A 17,649-nucleotide genomic window follows, 5' to 3' on the forward strand; every position below is an offset into this window, starting at 1 on the left:
TTTCTTTTTTGATGTAGGTTATTATGTTCTATGTCTTTGGCTAAGCATACGTGCGCTTCCGGTATAAAGATAGGTTTTTTCTAATACTTGTCGCCCTATCAGCCTATAGGGTATAAAACAAAAACTCTCCCCGCAGCAGTTACTTGCTGTGGGGAGAGTTTTACAGTTCAGAACCGCTCTGCCAAATTAGAACTGCGCTTCCAGTTTTTTCTGCGATACAGCCATCAGGTTGCAAAGCTTCAGCAGTACGCGGGCACCAACGTTGCCGTTCCACTCACTGTCGCCTGGGGCCACTTCGCATAAGTCGAAACCAATTATCTCACGGCCTGATTTTACCAACTGCTTCACCAGGAAGATGGCCTGCTCAAACTCCAGCCCGCCCGGTACCGGCGTGCCCGTGGCTGGGCAAAGTTTCGGGTCAAGCCCGTCGATATCAAAACTGATGTATACCTTTTGCGGCAGCTGCGCAATTATTTTCTTGCACTCCTTCTTCCAGCTGTCGCCGCCGTACATGTTTTCCTTCAGCACAGCATCGTAAAAGATGGTCACGCGGCCATTCGACTGCTCGGCCAACTCGGCCTCTGCCTGGCAAATGTCACGTATACCCACCTGCACCAGCTTTTTAACTTGCGGCAGCTTCAGGGCGTTATACATGATGGACGCATGCGAAAACTCGAAGCCTTCATAGGCCTCCCGCAGATCAGCATGGGCATCCACTTGCAGAATGCCATATTCCTCGTGCTTCTCGGCCAGGGCATGCATCAGGCCCAGCGGGGTGCTATGGTCACCGCCAAGTACAGCCACCAATTTACCCTGCTCCAGGTATTTCAATGCCTTCTGCTTGAGCCACTGCAGGAACTCCTGGCCTTTCTCAGTCACCTCAGCAGGTAGATTCTCAAACTCCTCCTTGCCTTCCTCCGGGCTTCCGGCTTCCAGCCAGGTGATATAGGACTCCGCTTTGGTGCGCAGCACATCGCTGGTAGCAGCCCACTCCTCTGAGATCTCCTCCATGGCAATGCCCAGTTTCCAGGCATCCTTTATCTGGGGCTCGTACAGGTCGAGTTGTGGCGAAGCTTCCTTTACTGCCTGCGGGCCTTGTGCGGTTCCCGCACTATAGGATACGGTTACTTCCCAGGGAGCCGGGATGATCACAACCTCTGATTCTTCGATGGTGAAAGGAAGCCCGAAAAGGCCGCCGCTCACATCTCCGACACCGTTTGGGTCGAAATTAGCTATCTTTTGCTCTTTGCTATTCATGGTTTGGTGTGGCAACTAAGCGTTGGTAGATGGGTATTCTCCGCTTGCCAGCAGCTCTTTCACGAAGTTAGGCAGCGCGAACGCAGCCGTATGGATTTCTTCGTTATAGTATTTCAGGCCCTGGGCTTTCGAGAACTGTGCTGCCGCCTCGTGGTCAAACTTTAGCGGATGCGAATCGCCCTTCGAAGAGTAAGAGAAGCTCCAGGTGCCTGTTGGGTACGTCGGGATACCTGCCAGGTAGCAATGCACGTTATCCTGCCCGAATATTTTCTTGTAGGTATCGTAAATCTCCACAAACACCCCGCTGTTAAAGCGCGGCGACTCCGACTGGGTGATCATCACACCATCCGACGTCAGGCAACGATGCACCTGGCTGTAGAACTCGGCCGTGAACAGGCCTTCGCCCGGTCCAACCGGGTCAGCCGAATCGATAATGATGAGGTCGTAACGGCCGTCCTCGCAGTCGTTGATGTACTTGATGCCATCGTCTACCAGCAGGTTCAGACGCGGATTGCCGAAGGCCACCGCCGTTTCAGGCAGGTGCAGTTTGCAGGCCTCAATCACTAGTTCGTCGATTTCCACCAGCGTTACTTCCTCCAGTTGCTCATGCCGCAACAGTTCGCGTACGGTACCGCCGTCTCCGCCGCCAATTACCAGTGCACGCTTTGCTTTGGTATGGCTGAACATCGGCACGTGGGTGATCATTTCGTGGTACACATACTCGTCTTTCTGCGTGCACATCACCATCCCGTCCAGCGTGAGCATGTTGCCATAAGCCAGCGTTTCGAACACTTCCACACGCTGGTACGGCGAATCCTTTTTATAGAGCTGGTCGCCGCTGTGCTTCAGCGACAGAGCGATGTTCTCATCGCGCTCCGTGAACCACACATCGCGGGTAATGGTCCCCAGTTCCTCCTCTGGCTTCGGCGAGACGTCACGCAGCGACTCCAGGTTAAAGTCATTTCGCTTGAGCAAGCTCAGTTGGCCGCGGCGAAGCTCCATCGAAGAACCGTGCCCGGCCTCGAAGGCCTCTTTCAGATAATTGTAGGATACCCATGGGTCAACCGAGTCGCCGCAGGTAAACAGGTCAACTGCCGCGTAGCCGTACTCCGGCCAGGTATGGATGGCCAAGTGGCTCTCCTGTATCACGACAACACCCGAAACACCGTAAGGCGAAAAGTGGTGGAACGTGCTGTTGATGACAGTGGCACCGGCGGTTTCAGCCGCGGCAACCATGCTGTTCTCAATATGCACCACGTCGTTCATCAGCTCCGGCGAGCAATCATAAAACTCAACTAAAATGTGTCTACCTAAAGCGTTCATCAATGGGTATGAAAGGTTATAAAAAAGATAAAATACAAAAAAACGAAATAAGCGGCTATAATCAAAAGCTTATCAGGCCTACAGCAGTATACTGCATTGAGGGGCAATGTGTTAATATTTATCATCTTGGCTGGAAAGGCTATTCCCAGAGCAATGTCAGCGAAGGGGAAGCTCGTTCTGCACAATGGCCGTCACTTTGTACTCCTCCACCAAATCCTCAAACACATCGAAAGCATCGTCAAAGGCACTGAACTCTTTGATCAGGCCAAACTGCGCCACATGGTAGATCAGGAATAACTCGGACTGCGTGAAGCTGGCTTTGGTGATGAAGCTATAATACTCGCCTGCATCCTCTGTTTCGGAGCGGTAACGCTGAATGAGTTTGAAGAGCACGCTGAGGTTTTTGAGGTACGGTGCCAGGCTGCTTTGGTAAAAGGAGAAATGGTACGTGAAATACTCCCGGAATATACTGTGCAGATTCTCTGGGGTTCTGTCTTCCGGGGCCAGGGCGCGCACTTTCTGCACAAAAGAGGTCAGGACTTTCTCCTGGAAGAAAACAAAGAAATTAGTGCCGCTCCACTCGCTTTGGTTAATGTCGTAGGCCGTGAGGGAGTCGATGATGTCGTTGTGCTTGCCGATGAAGCTGATGTAGAGCGTGGAGAAGTTCTGTTGCTGGTATATTTTCTGGGTCTTGTGCAGTTCTCGGCGCTGCAGCTCAAATTCACGCTTCTGGTACGTTAGGGTGGCAAAGAACAGGAACACCCCCGCCAGTGCCCACAACGACCCTACGATGCCGCCGATAAACTCCCCGAGCTCCCCCAGCACGCCTCCTTTTCGGGCAAGCGGGTCGAGGTATAGCTCGTGCAGGAGGTCAAACTTTACGGCTCCCCATACCAGCACCACTGCGCCGGCAGCAATCAGTATATACCCCGTAAGTTCGTAGCGGCTCAGTTTCAAGTTAAAAAGTGCTTATGAGCATGTGCGTATAACATCGCTGCTATTCCACGTCATACTCCGACAGATTGTTTTTCCCTAACTCGAAAGAGCGGATGATCTCGAGGATTTTAAGTAAAGTATTGGTGTCAAAGAAAAGCAGCAGCGGCAACTCCACGCTCTTTGAATTGTGCGTGAAGCGTGTGATAACGGTGAACACAAGCGGCTGGAAAAGAGGGTGCTGCACTAGGATGCCTTTCAGCGAATCGGCAATGTGGCTTTTAGGGGCTTTGGGCGGCGAGCCGTAGATATTGGACTTCAGAATGTTGGCCAGCTGCGTTACCAGGGCGCCCGTGATGATGTTGCTGATCTCGAGCAGCAGCGACTCCTGCATGACGGAGAGCTCTCCCCGCTGCACATCCAGCATGCTCAGGCAAATCTCCGACAGGCGCACCACGTGCTCGTCGGAGAAAAGCATCAGCGTCGCCCCGTTCAGGTCGCCTTTGATGTCAGACTGGATAATGACATGCGTGTCTTCGTACTTGGCTACCAGGTTCAATAGCTCTTTTACCTCTATCAAGGTAATATCCGGCACTTTCAGCAGCACCTTGTCTTTTGCTATTGCCGCAAAAGAGTCGGCAGCACGGGCTAGCCCAATATTCAGGATCTCTTTGATAATATCCCGCTCCAGCTCCGTAATGTGAGGTTCCGTTGTCATATTCATCGCGTTTATAGGCTTCACATCCATCCTCTCAACCTTGCCTTTTGTTCATAAAATAGCGTGTGGTGGCCGGCACATCCAGTACCAGACACACTTTGCCCGAGCCCAGCAGCGTTACGCCGCCATACAGGTCAATCCGGTCCAGCGGTTTGCTCATCGGCTTTACCACGATGTCCTGCTGCCGGTATAACTTATCGACGATCAGGCCCAGCTTTCTGTTGTTGTAAGACACCACTACAATGTTCTGCACCTGCCCTTTCAGGCGGGTTTTATCCCCGAGGCGCATGTTATTCTCATCGGCGTTTAAAAGTTCGTGCAGGTATACCACCGTTACGCTCTCGCCTTTCAGGTCGGCAATCATCATATTGCCCACCTCGTGTATTTCGTCTTTGTCCAGCGCCACCACCTGGTCGGTATGGATCAGGGGGATGGCATAAAAGCTCCCGTCAACCTCAAACAGCAGCGCGCCCTTCACAGCAATGGAGGTAGGCAGCAGCATGGTAAAGGTGGTCCCCTGGTTCTTCTCCGACTTCACCATCAGGCGCCCCCCAATGGAATCGATGGCATTCTTCACCACATCCAGCCCTACGCCACGCCCCGAGTATTCCGTCACGACTTTGGCGGTTGAGAAGCCGGGCTCAAACAGGAATGAAAGCGTTTCGGCTTCGTTCAGGTTTTTAGCGGCCTCGGCGGTTACCAGCTTACGATCGACGGCGGTGCGCCTTATCTGCTTGTAGTCCATCCCCTTCCCATCATCCGACAGCTCGATCAGCACGTTGTCGCGGTCGCTTTGCGCATCCAGACGCAGGTGCCCTGTTTTAGACTTGCCGTGCTTTGCCCGCTGCTCCGGCAGCTCCAGGCCGTGCGTAATGGCGTTCCGAACCAGGTGCAGCAGCGAGTCAGTGATGATCTGCAGGATGTTCCGGTCTATCTGTATATCCTGCCCGGTCAGGGTCAGGTCCACCATCTTCTTCTCAGCGGCGGCGATATCGCGGACAATGCGCGGAAACTTGTTGAAGAGCGAGCCTATACTTACCAGACGGGCATCCATCACGCTGTACTGCAGGTCTTCGGTAATGCGGTACAGATGCGAGCTAACGGCTTTCAGCTCGCTGTTATCCGTTTCTTTTCCAATGGAGATAATGCGGTCCCGGTCAATCATCAGCTCCCCCACCAGGTTCATGATGTGGTCCAGCTTCTTGATACGGATGTATACCAGGTCAGAAAGCGCAAGGTTCTTGGAAGTATTGTACTTCTGTACCTTCGTCAGCTCGATGGCGCTGTCCGAGAGGCTCTCTACAATCAGGTCGAGGTTGCGCAGCAGCACCGGGTCCGCATCGGGGTTTTCGTCCCGCGCCACGCCCCGGATCAGCTCCCCCAATAGGTCAATGCCGTCGAAAAGCACGGTCACCACCTCCTCGCTGAACTTGAGTTCCTTGCTGCGGATCAGGCTGAAAGCCGTTTCCAGTTTGTGCGACACATCCGAGATTTGGAGGTAGCCGATGGCTTTGGAGTTCGCCTTCAGGTTATGCAGCAGCCGGAAAACCTCTGCCAGCGTCTGTTCGTCGTCGGGCTGTTTCTCCAGGGTGCTGATATGCCTGTTCAGTGCATCAAAGTACTCCAGGGCCTCGGCTATGAATATTTCTTTATACTCCTGTTCTCTCGATTTCATGCTGCGCTGCCAGTTCCCCTGGCCTGCTGTATTCTGCCGCTAGTGCTGCTATACTTCCCTTGCTATGTGTTTATGGTAGCTTTAGCGCTACTTCTCGGCTAAACCTGGCCCGAAATGGCTATTCTGCCAGTACCTTGCTGACCACCTCCAGCACTTTCTCCTCCGAGAATGGCTTCACGATGTATGATTTTGCGCCGGCTTCCATCGCTTCGTTCACAATCACCTCCTGGCCCACTGCGCTCACAATGATCACCTTCATGTCCGGTTGGTCCGCCCTGATGCCTTTCAGCACATCCAGCCCGGTATTGTCCGGCAGGATCACGTCGAGGGTAACCAGGTCAGGCTTCGTCTCTTTGGCAAGTTCCAGGGCCGTCTGGCCGTTCGGGGCCTCTCCTACTACTTCGTAACCTGCATCCGTCAGCATGTTCTTCAACATGGTGCGCATGTAGAAAGAATCGTCCACTATTAATATTCGCTTCATATTATCTAAAGTAGTTATATATTATTTGTCAAATGCCTTTATTTCGAAATTTCATTTACCTCATCCTGCGTCAGGATCTTGTGCATGTCCAGCACGATGATAAGGCGGCTGTCTATCCTGGCGAGGCCTTCAATAAAGTTTTCGCTGATGTTCACGTCTTGCAGGAAAGAAGGCGCTTTGTCTATTTTGGATGTTGGCAGGTTCAGGGACTGCGGCATTTCCCTTACCACCACCCCAATGCTGTAATCCTTGGCTTCAATCACCAGTGTATAGCTCAGGTGGGGGCTTCCGGCTTCAGCAAGCGGCGCAGGCCTGATCTGGAAGCGATCCTCCAGGTCTATAATCGCAATAATGTCTCCGCGGATGTTTGCCACGCCCTTCACAAAGTGCGGCGTGCGCGGCATACGGGTTACCTCCGGCGTAACGGTTACCTCCTTTACCTGCTCTATTTTGATGGCATAATGCTCCACCCCCAGTTTAAACACAATGAGGTGCATCATCTGGGTTTCCAGCGGGTTTTCTGTCACCTGCTGGCCTGTTGCCGACTGCCCCTTCTTCTTGTCTTCCTCGTCTTTAAGCTGTGCCATTATCTTGCGTTGCTGTCAGTGCCATTGCCCATGTTGCGTTTCTGGGAGCTTGTCGCCAGTCGGTTGTTTCCTGTGGCAACGGCAACAAGCTTTTGAGGCGGGATAGAGGTCATACGCCGACTCTTGCCATTGCTGAACACCAGGTTACCATCCACTAACTTAAAGGCCGAGATACTGATCTGCAGGTCGGCGGCAATGTCGTTCAGTTCCTGAGACGAAGACGTCAGTTCCTGCATGGAGGTGGAAAGCTGCTTGGCGGTGCTGGCCACCTGCTGTGTACCAGAGGCTGTTTGCTCCGCAATCGCCACCACTTCCTCCACATATTTTACCACGTCTCCGATAGAGGATTTCTGGATCTCTGTTGCCGTGAGGATGTCCTGGGCAGTGCGCAGGGTCTCGCCACTGGAGGAAGCAATGTTTTTAAAGGCACCGGATGCCTCAAACGTAGCATTCTTCCCTTTCGATACCCGGCTCTCCATGGTGGAGATGGCCGTGGCCGCAGAGGCCGTGTCTTTCTTCACGTCCTCCACCAGCGTGGCAATCTCGCTGGCCGATTTGCGGGAGCCTTCCGCCAGTTTGCGGATCTCCTCGGCTACCACGGCAAAACCGCGGCCGGCATCCCCTGCCCTGGCCGCCTCGATGGCAGCGTTCAGAGCCAGCAGGTTGGTCTGCGCGGCAATATCCGTGATAACGCCCAGGGAACGGGAAATTTCCTGCGAGCGGGTGCTGAGAACTTCAATGGTCTTGGCTGTCAGCACGGCAGAGCTGGAGATCTCTTCCATGTTCCGCACCACTTCGGCCACTGTCTTAAGACCCGTCTGGGAGCTTTGCTCACCCAGCAAAGCCGATTTATTCACCACCTCCGCACGGTTCGCGGTGTCTTTCGTGGTCTTCATGATTTCTTCGATCAGCTTAAAAGCCTGGTCTGTCTTGAGGGCCTGGTTCTGTGCCCCCTCTGCCATTTGCTGCATGGCCAGGGCCACATCCAGCGTTACTTTGTTCATGTCCAGCCCTTTGGTGGCCATCTCCTCCGAAGAAGTGCCCACCACAAGCGAAGAATCGTTTATTTCTCCTAATAGTGCGTTCAGGTTGTCAACCGCCAGGTTCAGGGCATTGGCCATATCCATGATATCACCGGCTGTCTGCACCTCCACTTTCTGGGTGAGGTCACCTTCCGAAATTGCTCTTACCACCCGCGATACATCCAGCATCGGCGTCACAATAGACTCCAGGAGATCATTCACGGTATCTACCAGCTCTTTCCAGCTGCCGCCCACGCCCTGCAAGGTTGCGCGCTCGGTCAGTTTGCCTTCTACACCAGCTACTCGGGCTACCCGGCTTACCTCTCCCGCCAGGCGGTTCAGGTCGATCACCATGGTGTTGATGGTATCGGCAAGCTCCGCCACTTCGCCTTTGGCTTCCAGGGTCAGCTTCTGGGTCAGGTCACCTTTCGATACGGCGGTTACTACTTTCACAATGCCGCGCACCTGCGTGGTAAGGTTAGAGGCCATGGTATTCACATTATCCGTCAGGTCTTTCCATACCCCCGCCACGTTCGGCACGTTGGCCTGGCCGCCCAGCTTGCCCTCGGTACCTACTTCCAGGGCCACGCGGGTTACCTCGCCGGCAAAGATGTTGAGCGAGTCCACCATGCGGTTGATGTTCTCCTTCAGCTCGGCCATCTCCCCTTTCACGTCCACCGTTACTTTCTGGGTCAGGTCGCCTTTCGCTACCGCCGTCGATACTTTGGCGATATCCCGCACCTGGCTGGTGAGGTTAGAGGCCATGGTATTCACGTTGTCGGTCAGTTCCTTCCAGGTTCCGCGCACTTTCGGCACGTTGGCCTGGCCGCCCAGCTTGCCCTCGGTACCCACCTCACGCGCCACGCGCGTTACCTCATCGGCAAACACGTTGAGGGAGTCCACCATCTGGTTCAGGTTTTCCTTCAGGTCCAGGATTTCCCCACGTGCCTCTACCGACACTTTTTGCGTTAAGTCGCCTTTCGCTACAGCAGTGGCTACCTTGGCAATATCCCGCACCTGGCTGGTCAGGTTGTTGGCCATCAGGTTCACGTTGTCCGTCAGGTCTTTCCAGGTTCCGCCTACGTTTGGCACGTTCGCCTGTCCGCCCAGCTTGCCCTCGGTACCTACCTCGCGGGCCACGCGGGTTACCTCGTCACCGAATATATTCAGGGAGTCCACCATTTGGTTGATGTTCTCCTTTAGTTCTCCTAATTCTCCTTTCACGTCCACCGACACCTTCTGGGTCAGGTCGCCCTTGGCCACCGCAGTTGCCACATTGGCGATATCGCGCACCTGGCTGGTGAGGTTGGAGGCCATGGTATTTACGTTCTCGGTGAGGTCTTTCCATACCCCCGCCACGTTCGGCACCTTGGCCTGTCCGCCCAGCTTGCCCTCTGTACCCACCTCACGCGCCACGCGGGTTACTTCCCCGGCAAACACGTTGAGGGAGTCCACCATCTGGTTCAGGTTCACTTTCAGCTCGGCCAGTTCGCCTTTCACATTCACGGTAATCTTCTGGCTCAGGTCGCCCTTCGCTACCGCCGTCGATACGTTGGCGATGTCGCGCACCTGGCTGGTCAGGTTAGAGGCCATGGAGTTCACGTTCTCGGTGAGGTCTTTCCAGATACCGGCTACGTTCGGCACGTTGGCCTGGCCACCGAGTATACCCTCTGTACCCACTTCGCGCGCCACACGCGTTACTTCCGCACCGAATACATTCAGGCGGTCCACCATCTCATTGAGGATATCCTTCAGTTCGCCGAGTTCCCCTTTCACGTCCACCGACACCTTCTGGGTCAGGTCGCCCTTGGCCACCGCGGTAGCCACGTTGGCGATGTCGCGTACCTGGGCTGTCAGGTTGCCCGCCATCAGGTTCACGTTCTCGGTCAGGTCTTTCCAGGTTCCCTCCACTTTCGGCACGTTGGCCTGTCCTCCCAATTTCCCCTCTGTTCCTACCTCACGCGCCACGCGGGTTACTTCCCCGGCAAACACGTTCAGGGAGTCCACCATCTGGTTAATGATATCTTTCAGGTCGGCGATCTCGCCGCGTACATTCACAGTTACCTTCTGGGTCAAATCGCCCTTGGCCACAGCGGTTGCCACGTTGGCGATGTCGCGCACCTGGCTGGTGAGGTTGGAGGCCATGGTGTTCACGTTCTCGGTGAGGTCTTTCCATACCCCGCCCACGTTCGGCACCTTGGCCTGGCCGCCTAGTTTCCCTTCGGTACCCACTTCCCGCGACACGCGCGTTACCTCATCGGCAAACACGTTCAGCGAGTCCACCATCTGGTTCACGTTGTCCTTCAGCTGGGCAAACTCTCCGCGCACATCCACCGAAACCTTCTGGGTCAGGTTACCTTTCGCCACGGCGGTTGCCACATTGGCGATGTCGCGCACTTGGGCCGTCAGGTTAGAGGCCATGGTGTTTACGTTGTCGGTGAGATCTTTCCAGATACCGGCCACGTTCGGCACAGAGGCTTGTCCGCCCAATTTACCTTCGGTACCTACTTCCAAGGCCACGCGGGTTACCTCGCCGGCAAACAGGTTCAGGTTGTCGATAGTGCGGTTGATGGTTTCGGCCATCACCTTGAAGTCGCCCGATACCGGGATCTGGAAGGTTTCGTCGAGGTTACCGCGTGAGATGTTCTTCAACACCTTGCCTACTTCCAGTACCGGCACCGCGATGGAATCCACGAGGCCGTTGATGTTGTTGATCATGTCTTTCCAGAAACCGGAGGCGTTCTCGGCCGAGGCCCGCGCTTTCAAGTTTCCTTCCACCCCTGCCACTTTCGAGATACGCGACACCTCGCCGCCTACCCCACCGATCATCTCCACCATGGAGTTATAGGCTTCTGCGATCTCCGCAAAAAGGTCGTCGTTCTGCTTGGTGAGGCGCACGGAAATATCACCTTTCTTAAAGGCATCCAGGGCGTAGAGCACCTTGTTCAGCTGCTCTGAGATATACTCAGGGCTATTGGCAAGCTGCTCTGCTTTAGTAGCTGCTGCCTTGTCTTTTCTTTGTTCCCCATCGGCCTTGGTGCCGTTCTGCGACACGAGTGCTGGAACTGGCTTTTCGGCTTGCGACGCTTTGGTAGGCTTTGCGGGTGTATCCGTTACAGGCTGGGCCGATGCCTTGGCATCTTCTTTTGCGTTTGCGGCAGAGCCCTTTACATCTTTTTCTTTGGCTTCCACATCACTGATGAGCTTCTCTTTGCTCAACTTCAAGTTTTTACCTAAGGCCATATCTTGTTTGGGTTGGAATAGTATCGCTGCATCCTGGGTTACGCTGCAGTGGCTTATACCACTGTATGGGCTGATCGCAGAATGACAAGTGAGTGCAATTTAGACAAAAAACACAATGAATAAAATCAGAGCTTTCCCGCACGAATGCTTATGCTCTGATGAACTCTGAGGCCAGTGCCATATAATCTTTTGCTCCGTTTGAGGACGCATCGTAGTCAATCACGCTTTTGCCAAACGAGGGTGCCTCGGCCAGCTTCACGTTCATCCGGATCTGGCTCTCGAAGATCCTCTCTTTCACATTCTCGTGCAGGTACTCCAGCACTTCCTGGCTCAGTTTGCGGCGCACGTCATACATCACCACCACAATGCCTTTTATCTTGAGCTGCGGATTAAACGCCTTGCGCACTTTCTCCACCGTGTTCAGGATCTGGTCGACCCCCTGTAAGGTCAGTACCTCCATTTGCAGGGGTATGAGTACCTCATGGGCAGCCGTCAGGGCATTCAGCGTCAGCACCGACAGGGACGGCGGGCAATCGATCAACACATAATCATACCCTTTTATACCCTGCAGCATGGTTTTTAGGAACTGCTCCCGCTCGGGTTGCGTCACCAGCGAGATTTCTACGTCCACCAGTTCATTTGAGCCCGGTGCCACCCATAGGCCATCTTTGCCCACCACAATCTCCTGCAGGCTTTTCGTGCCTTCAAACACGTCGGCCAGCGTAGCCTCGGGGCCTGTTACCGCCAACGAGTACGAAAGGTTGCTTTGCGGGTCCAGGTCGAGCAGCAGTACTTTTTTGCCGAGCTTGCACAATGCACTGCCCAGGTTAATGGTGGTGGTGGTTTTGCCGGTGCCGCCTTTCTGGTTAATAACGGCTACTACCTTTGTTTTTGCCATGTAATCTCTTGCTTAGGAGTATGGCCGATTACTGCGGATCATACCCTGCGGGCTATCTGTCAGATGAATTAAGTTTTATTGATGGTATAGGGCAGCCAGTTAGAGCACCTGCTCCTTGTTATGGCCCACCACCCTGCCTGTCTGCACGTAAATGTCTTCCCACTTTTCGAGGGGCAGCGTAATGGCCAGCACGTCGGCGGGCTCGAGGTAACTGATCTGCTGTTCGGTCAGTTCGCGGGCCAGTTTCGTGATGCCGGGATTGTGCCCCACCAGCAGCACCTGCCTCACGTGGTCGGGCAGCAGGCTAAGTATTTGCAACAACTGCGACTCGCGGGCGTTGTACAGGTCGGGCAGGTATGTGATCCGTTCCTCGTCGAAGTAGAGCCGCCCGGCCACAATACGGACGGTCATGCCGGCGCGTGTAGCCGGACTAGCCAGCAGTTTGTCAATCTTCACAAAGTTTTCGCGCAGCCATTTGCCTGTTTGGTTTGCCTGGTGCACGCCGTGGGGTGTCAGCTCCCGCTCAAAATCCGGCTGCAGCGGGTATGGGTCAAATGTTTCGGCGTGGCGGCAAAGAAGTAAAGTTCGTTGCATAAAAAGTAAAAGGTGACAGGATTGCTTAAGAAGCTGGAATATAAATAAAGTTCCGCTTTTTTGCGTCTTGTTTAACCTATGTTCTCCGTATGAAGTTGTAATTGTCATAAAAAAAGCCTGAACTTTGGGCCAACCTGGCCTGATTCGCCTGCAAAATGAAAGCATGATAAAAAACTTAGTCATAGTAGAGTCGCCTGCCAAGGCGAAAACGATCGAAGGTTACCTGGGGAAAGACTTTGTAGTTAAGTCTAGCTTTGGGCACGTACGCGACCTTCCGAAAGACAACAACGCCATCGACGTGGCCCATGGCTTTAAGCCGACCTACGTGGTGAGCAGCGACAAAAAGGAAATAGTGTCGCAGTTACGCAAGCTGGCCAAGGAAGCCGAAGTGGTATGGCTCGCATCGGATGATGACCGCGAGGGAGAGGCTATTTCGTGGCACCTGACCGAGGCGCTGAACCTGAACGACGCCAAAACGCGCCGCATCGTGTTCCGCGAAATCACCAAAAACGCTATTCTCAATGCCATCAGCACCCCACGCGGCATCGACATGGACCTGGTAAACGCACAGCAGGCCCGCCGCATCCTCGACCGCCTGGTAGGTTTTGAGCTCTCTCCGGTACTCTGGAAGAAAATCAAGACAGGTTTGTCTGCCGGACGTGTGCAGTCGGTGGCGGTGCGTTTGGTGGTGGAGCGCGAGCGCGAGATCGAGCGGCACCAGGCAGAGTCATCGTTCCGCATCACGGCTAACTTTGAGGTGCAGGGCAAGACGCTGGAGGCAGAACTTCCGGCTAAGTTTAAAACAGAAGAAGAAGCGCAGGCCTTTTTGCAAAACTGCCTGGGCGCGGATTATACCATCGAGAACCTGGAGAAAAAGCCGCTGAAGCGCAGCCCGGCTCCTCCGTTTACCACCTCTACCCTGCAGCAGGAGGCCAGCCGAAAGCTCTACTTCTCTGTGGCCCAGACCATGACGGTGGCACAGCGCCTGTACGAGGCCGGTAAGATCTCGTACATGCGTACTGACTCCCTGAACCTGTCTCAAGACGCCATTCAAGGGGCAACAAATGAGATCAAGCGTGCTTTTGGGGAGGATTTTGTGAATGTGCGCCATTTCAAAACAAAGTCTGCCGGGGCGCAGGAGGCGCACGAAGCCATCCGCCCGACCGACTTCTCGCAGATGGTAGCCAGCTCCGACCGCAACGAGCAGCGCCTCTACGAGCTCATCTGGAAGCGTGCGATTGCCTCGCAAATGGCGGATGCGCAGATCGAGAAAACAACCGTGACCATCGGCATCTCCACCCAGCCCAGCCAGAAGCTGCAGGCTACCGGCGAGGTGATCAAGTTCGAGGGATTCCTGAAAGTATATATAGAGTCGAAAGACGACGAGGACGAGGAAGGCGCCAACGATGATGTGAAAGGCATGTTGCCGCCACTGAGCATTGGGCAGGGTATAACCCTGCGCCAGATGCTGGCCACGCAGCGTTTTACGCGCCCCGCTGCCCGCTATACCGAAGCCAGCCTCGTGAAGAAGCTGGAGGAAATGGGCATCGGCCGTCCGTCTACCTATGCGCCTACCATTTCCACCATCCAGAAACGCGGGTATGTGGAGAAGGACAGCCGCGATGGCAAGGAGCGCAAGTACCAGGTGCTCACGTTGAAAAACGACACCATCCACACCCAGACCAAAACCGAGATAACAGGCGCCGAGAAGGCTAAGCTGTTCCCGACGGATACGGCCATGGTGGTGAACGACTTTCTGGTGGAGCACTTCCCGAACGTGATCGACTACTCGTTTACCGCCCGCGTGGAGGCTGAGTTCGATGAGATTGCGCACGGCCAGAAAGAGTGGGAAACCATGCTGGACCAGTTCTACCAAAAATTCCATGAGCGCATCGAGTCGAGCGAGAGCATTAACCGCGCCGACGTATCCGGTGCACGGGAATTAGGTATAGACCCCACTACGGGCAAAACCATCATCGCCAAGCTGGGCCGCTATGGCCCTTACGTGCAGCTGGGTGAAGAGAACGAGGAAACCGGCGAGAAACCGGTATACGCGAGCCTGCGCAAAGGCCAGTTCATTGAAAGCCTGGCCCTGGAAGACGCCCTGGAGCTCTTTAAACTGCCGCGCATTGTAGGCACTTTTGAAGACAAGGATATGACCGCCGCCATCGGTCGTTTTGGACCATACATCCGCCACAACAGCAAGTTCTACTCGCTGCCGAAAACCCTTGACCCGCTGCAGGTAACCGCCGAGGAAGCCGTTGCCCTGATTGAGACCAAGCGCAAAGCGGATGCCGAGAAACTGATCAAGAGCTTTCCAGAAAACCCGGACATTCAGGTGCTGAACGGGCGCTATGGCCCCTACATTGTGGCTGGCAAAAAGAACGTGAAGATACCGAAGGACAAAGAGCCTGCGGAGCTGACGTTGGAGGAGTGCCTTGCCCTGGCCGAGGCCACGCCGGAGAAAAAGGGCCGCGGTGGCTTCAAGAAAAAAGCGGATGCCGACAAGCCCGCCGCCGAGAAGAAGAAGCCAGCCGCCAAAGCAAAGGCTAAAACCACGACTGCCAAGAAAGCTGCCGGTACCAAAAAGGCCGCCCCGAAGAAGAAGGCGTAACGGATTTCCCTCATACCCAAAAAGCAGCAGCCATTTCCTGTCAGGGAGTGGCTGCTGCTTTTATATAGCTTTTGTTTCCTGAGTTATACCTGGTTCACGGTCTTATCCATTTCCATCGTATTGCCTGCCGCACTTCTTGTTTTAAGAGTAAGCACCGTTCTTCTTTCCCAGCCAATCTGCTCTGGTCATTTCAAATTTAATCTCATTGTCACCGTGTAGGCCAATTTCTCTCCAACCCATTTGCAGGTAAAACTTTTCCGCCCGCGTGTTAGGCGATGTGCCTAGCCAAACCCTGTCTTTTCCGGTCGCAAAATACCAATCGAGCATTACTTCGTGCAGCCGACGCCCATACCCACAGCCTTCAAATTCGGGCCTCACAAACAAAGCCCAAATGTTATTGTCTTTCAAGTCTGCAATGGCAAACCCCACTATCAGGCCGTCAAGTTCACAAACCCAGCCCCTCCCTCTTTTGGTAATAAACTCTTCGCAATCGGCGTCTGTCACCCGCTCTGGATTTGAAAGGATGTTTTCCTTTACCGAATGCCGGACAATTTGTATTTGCCTGATGTCGCTGATGGTAGCTTCCCGGAGTTTCATATATAGTGTGTTGCAAAGGTCAGGTATTGCCGAAGGCGGGATTTTCATTGAGCGCTTCGCCCGGATCCGCTGCTGAATAAACCTACTGTCACTGCTTCGTCGCCCTATCCGCTAAAATCCTGATGTCGCTTACTTCCACTACTTTCTTTTCATAGCCATTTTGCGCTGCATAAATCATCGCCTGCCCCAATTGGCATATGGTGTTTGCAGTTTTTGGAAAGACGGCATTGAAAACCGGGTAAACCCACGACATGAACTTCTGTGTTTTGGACAGGTTTTTTTGCCCTTCGGTAAACTTCATCAAGCCCGGACGAAAAGCAAAAACTTGCTTAAAAGGCATTTTCATCAAAGCATTTTCTGTCTTGCCTTTTACCCGTGCCCACATCTGTCTTCCCCGTTCACTGCTATCTGTTCCGGCGCCACTGACAAATGCAAAAGTCATCTGTTGCTTGGGATGAAGCGTTTTGGCGAAGGCCATAGTTGTGTCGTAGGTAATCCGGGTGTATTCGGGTTCTTTCATACCCACGCTGCTTACCCCCGCACAATAGAAGCAGGCATCATACCCTTCCAGGTTTTTATCTGCCTCTTTTAATGTAGTGAAATCCGCTACAATGTATTCTTTCAGCTTTGGATGTTTGGTATGTATCGGTTTACGGCTAACACTTAACACGTCTGTGATTGCTGGGTTTGCCAAGCATTCCAGCAAAACGCCTTCGCCCACCATACCGGTTGTTCCTGTGATAATGACTTTCATCGCTACATTCACTCTAGTTCAAATGTCACCGTTACATTACCTTTTCCCAGTTCAGCAACAAGCCCTGTTGCATCATCCATGCGGCCGAGCTTTGTATAGCTGTAGGAAGTAGGAAATGTTTTATAAAACAGCACTAAGGTGGAAGAACCGTATAGCATTAGGTCACCGTTTTGAATGGTTCCCGGATTGGCTGCATTGGTTGGCAGGCTGCGGGGCAAGTCAGCATACTTTTCATTGTTGTTCAGTTCTACCATATTTACTGTTAATGGCAAAATGGATCTGAATGCTGCTGTTGTAGCATTGTCATACAATGTCGCAGTAAATGTACTGTCACCTATTTTAACCTTCATTTTACTTCCGGTTGGATCTGTAATGTTATCGCTGTTTTTATCTCCCGGGGTAGCATCTTTACTACAAGCCGCACAACTGAGAAGTGAGACTGCAAAAAATGCCATGAAGAGCAATTGTTTCATGCTGTATGCCTCTGTATGTCTATACCTGTTATTGGCTGATGCGCTTTGCAAGCCAAGCACTTCTACTCTCTATTGTACGTTGAATCAGTTACCGGCTGAAGCCAGTTTACCACTCCTTTTTCTGTGTTGGGAACGATGTAGAGTTGCTGCAAGCCTGTGTCGGCGCTGGCGCCATGCCAGTGCGCCACATTGGGCGGGCATTTCACCACATCGCCTTTGCGGATGGTTTGCACCGCTTGCCCTTTTATCTGGTGATAGCCCACACCGTCGGTAATGATGAGAATTTGTCCTGAAGGATGGGTGTGCCAGTTACTCCGTGCACCCGGTTCGAAGTAGACATTCCCTACAACCATGTTATAAATGCTGTCATTCTCTACCAGGGGAAAATTGTAAGCGTTGCCTGTAAAGGTTTCTACGGCCCCTTTTTCTCCTCTCGGGAAAATGCTTTCGACTATTTGATCGTTTTCCATCGCAGATTCT

General features: G+C 53.5%; 15 protein-coding genes. 1 reads left to right on the forward strand and 14 read right to left on the reverse strand.

All coding sequences use genetic code 11. The features are described from left to right. Positions 1–186 precede the first annotated feature (186 nt). The 10 genes from ACXYMU_RS09050 to ACXYMU_RS09095 form a co-directional block, all read right to left on the reverse strand. The gene (locus ACXYMU_RS09050) at positions 187–1,257 is read right to left on the reverse strand and encodes an agmatinase family protein (RefSeq protein WP_458986054.1); all 1,071 of its coding nucleotides are present in this window, start codon (positions 1,255–1,257) and stop codon (positions 187–189) included. 15 nt (positions 1,258–1,272) lie between these two features. Then, entirely contained in the window at positions 1,273–2,580 is a 1,308-nt protein-coding gene (gene speE / locus ACXYMU_RS09055; RefSeq protein WP_458986055.1) for a polyamine aminopropyltransferase, read from the reverse strand. Positions 2,581–2,736: 156 nt separating this feature from the next. Continuing rightward, the gene (locus ACXYMU_RS09060) at positions 2,737–3,537 is read right to left on the reverse strand and encodes a putative phage abortive infection protein (protein WP_458986056.1); all 801 of its coding nucleotides are present in this window, start codon (positions 3,535–3,537) and stop codon (positions 2,737–2,739) included. 40 nt (positions 3,538–3,577) lie between these two features. Next, positions 3,578–4,231: a chemotaxis protein CheC gene (locus ACXYMU_RS09065; protein WP_458986057.1), complete on the reverse strand. Its 654-nt coding sequence runs from the start codon at positions 4,229–4,231 to the stop codon at positions 3,578–3,580. Positions 4,232–4,265: 34 nt separating this feature from the next. Further along, entirely contained in the window at positions 4,266–5,906 is a 1,641-nt protein-coding gene (locus tag ACXYMU_RS09070; protein ID WP_458986058.1) for a chemotaxis protein CheA, read from the reverse strand. Between the two features lie 118 nt (positions 5,907–6,024). Continuing rightward, positions 6,025–6,387 carry a response regulator gene (locus ACXYMU_RS09075; protein WP_458986059.1) on the reverse strand — a complete coding sequence of 121 codons (363 nt, stop codon included), beginning with the start codon at positions 6,385–6,387 and terminating at the stop codon, positions 6,025–6,027. A gap of 38 nt (positions 6,388–6,425) precedes the next feature. Further along, positions 6,426–6,974 (reverse strand): chemotaxis protein CheW, encoded by a 549-nt coding sequence (locus ACXYMU_RS09080; RefSeq protein ID WP_458986060.1) that lies wholly within the window; start codon positions 6,972–6,974, stop codon positions 6,426–6,428. Further along, a complete protein-coding gene (locus tag ACXYMU_RS09085) occupies positions 6,974–11,239 on the reverse strand; it encodes a HAMP domain-containing protein (RefSeq protein ID WP_458986061.1) in 4,266 nt (1,421 codons plus the stop codon). Before ACXYMU_RS09085 ends, ACXYMU_RS09080 begins: the two co-directional genes overlap by 1 nt. Before the next feature lie 148 nt (positions 11,240–11,387). Next, the gene (locus ACXYMU_RS09090; RefSeq protein WP_458986062.1) at positions 11,388–12,137 is read right to left on the reverse strand and encodes a ParA family protein; all 750 of its coding nucleotides are present in this window, start codon (positions 12,135–12,137) and stop codon (positions 11,388–11,390) included. A gap of 99 nt (positions 12,138–12,236) precedes the next feature. After that, positions 12,237–12,731 carry a SixA phosphatase family protein gene (locus tag ACXYMU_RS09095; RefSeq protein ID WP_458986063.1) on the reverse strand — a complete coding sequence of 165 codons (495 nt, stop codon included), beginning with the start codon at positions 12,729–12,731 and terminating at the stop codon, positions 12,237–12,239. A 163-nt stretch (positions 12,732–12,894) separates the two neighbouring features. Between ACXYMU_RS09095 and topA the strand changes: the two genes are divergently transcribed. After that, the gene (gene topA, locus ACXYMU_RS09100) at positions 12,895–15,345 is read left to right on the forward strand and encodes a type I DNA topoisomerase (protein WP_458986064.1); all 2,451 of its coding nucleotides are present in this window, start codon (positions 12,895–12,897) and stop codon (positions 15,343–15,345) included. A 141-nt stretch (positions 15,346–15,486) separates the two neighbouring features. Here topA and ACXYMU_RS09105 read toward each other — a convergent pair whose 3' ends face one another. From ACXYMU_RS09105 to ACXYMU_RS09120, 4 genes are all read right to left on the reverse strand, one after another. After that, a complete protein-coding gene (locus tag ACXYMU_RS09105) occupies positions 15,487–15,942 on the reverse strand; it encodes a GNAT family N-acetyltransferase (protein ID WP_458986065.1) in 456 nt (151 codons plus the stop codon). 88 nt (positions 15,943–16,030) lie between these two features. After that, the gene (locus tag ACXYMU_RS09110) at positions 16,031–16,696 is read right to left on the reverse strand and encodes an NAD-dependent epimerase/dehydratase family protein (protein WP_458986066.1); all 666 of its coding nucleotides are present in this window, start codon (positions 16,694–16,696) and stop codon (positions 16,031–16,033) included. Between the two features lie 8 nt (positions 16,697–16,704). Then, complete coding sequence (locus tag ACXYMU_RS09115; RefSeq protein ID WP_458986067.1) at positions 16,705–17,169, reverse strand: cyclophilin-like fold protein; 465 nt, start codon at positions 17,167–17,169, stop codon at positions 16,705–16,707. A gap of 62 nt (positions 17,170–17,231) precedes the next feature. Further along, on the reverse strand, positions 17,232–17,639 hold the full coding sequence (locus ACXYMU_RS09120; protein ID WP_458986068.1) for a cupin domain-containing protein: 408 nt from the start codon (positions 17,637–17,639) through the stop codon (positions 17,232–17,234). Positions 17,640–17,649: the final 10 nt, after the last annotated feature.

This window comes from Pontibacter sp. CAU 1760, assembly GCF_054482735.1.

Bases quoted from the DNA above. Each gene is read 5' to 3' on its own strand.
- ACXYMU_RS09050 (WP_458986054.1), bottom strand. From the start codon at position 1,257: ATGAATAGCAAAGAGCAAAAGATAGCTAATTTCGACCCAAACGGTGTC.
- speE (WP_458986055.1), bottom strand. From the start codon at position 2,580: ATGAACGCTTTAGGTAGACACATTTTAGTTGAGTTTTATGATTGCTCG.
- ACXYMU_RS09065 (WP_458986057.1), bottom strand. From the start codon at position 4,231: ATGACAACGGAACCTCACATTACGGAGCTGGAGCGGGATATTATCAAA.
- ACXYMU_RS09070 (WP_458986058.1), bottom strand. From the start codon at position 5,906: ATGAAATCGAGAGAACAGGAGTATAAAGAAATATTCATAGCCGAGGCC.
- ACXYMU_RS09075 (WP_458986059.1), bottom strand. From the start codon at position 6,387: ATGAAGCGAATATTAATAGTGGACGATTCTTTCTACATGCGCACCATG.
- ACXYMU_RS09080 (WP_458986060.1), bottom strand. From the start codon at position 6,974: ATGGCACAGCTTAAAGACGAGGAAGACAAGAAGAAGGGGCAGTCGGCA.
- ACXYMU_RS09085 (WP_458986061.1), bottom strand. From the start codon at position 11,239: ATGGCCTTAGGTAAAAACTTGAAGTTGAGCAAAGAGAAGCTCATCAGT.
- ACXYMU_RS09090 (WP_458986062.1), bottom strand. From the start codon at position 12,137: ATGGCAAAAACAAAGGTAGTAGCCGTTATTAACCAGAAAGGCGGCACC.
- ACXYMU_RS09095 (WP_458986063.1), bottom strand. From the start codon at position 12,731: ATGCAACGAACTTTACTTCTTTGCCGCCACGCCGAAACATTTGACCCA.
- topA (WP_458986064.1), top strand. From the start codon at position 12,895: ATGATAAAAAACTTAGTCATAGTAGAGTCGCCTGCCAAGGCGAAAACG.
- ACXYMU_RS09105 (WP_458986065.1), bottom strand. From the start codon at position 15,942: ATGAAACTCCGGGAAGCTACCATCAGCGACATCAGGCAAATACAAATT.
- ACXYMU_RS09110 (WP_458986066.1), bottom strand. From the start codon at position 16,696: ATGAAAGTCATTATCACAGGAACAACCGGTATGGTGGGCGAAGGCGTT.
- ACXYMU_RS09115 (WP_458986067.1), bottom strand. From the start codon at position 17,169: ATGAAACAATTGCTCTTCATGGCATTTTTTGCAGTCTCACTTCTCAGT.
- ACXYMU_RS09120 (WP_458986068.1), bottom strand. From the start codon at position 17,639: ATGGAAAACGATCAAATAGTCGAAAGCATTTTCCCGAGAGGAGAAAAA.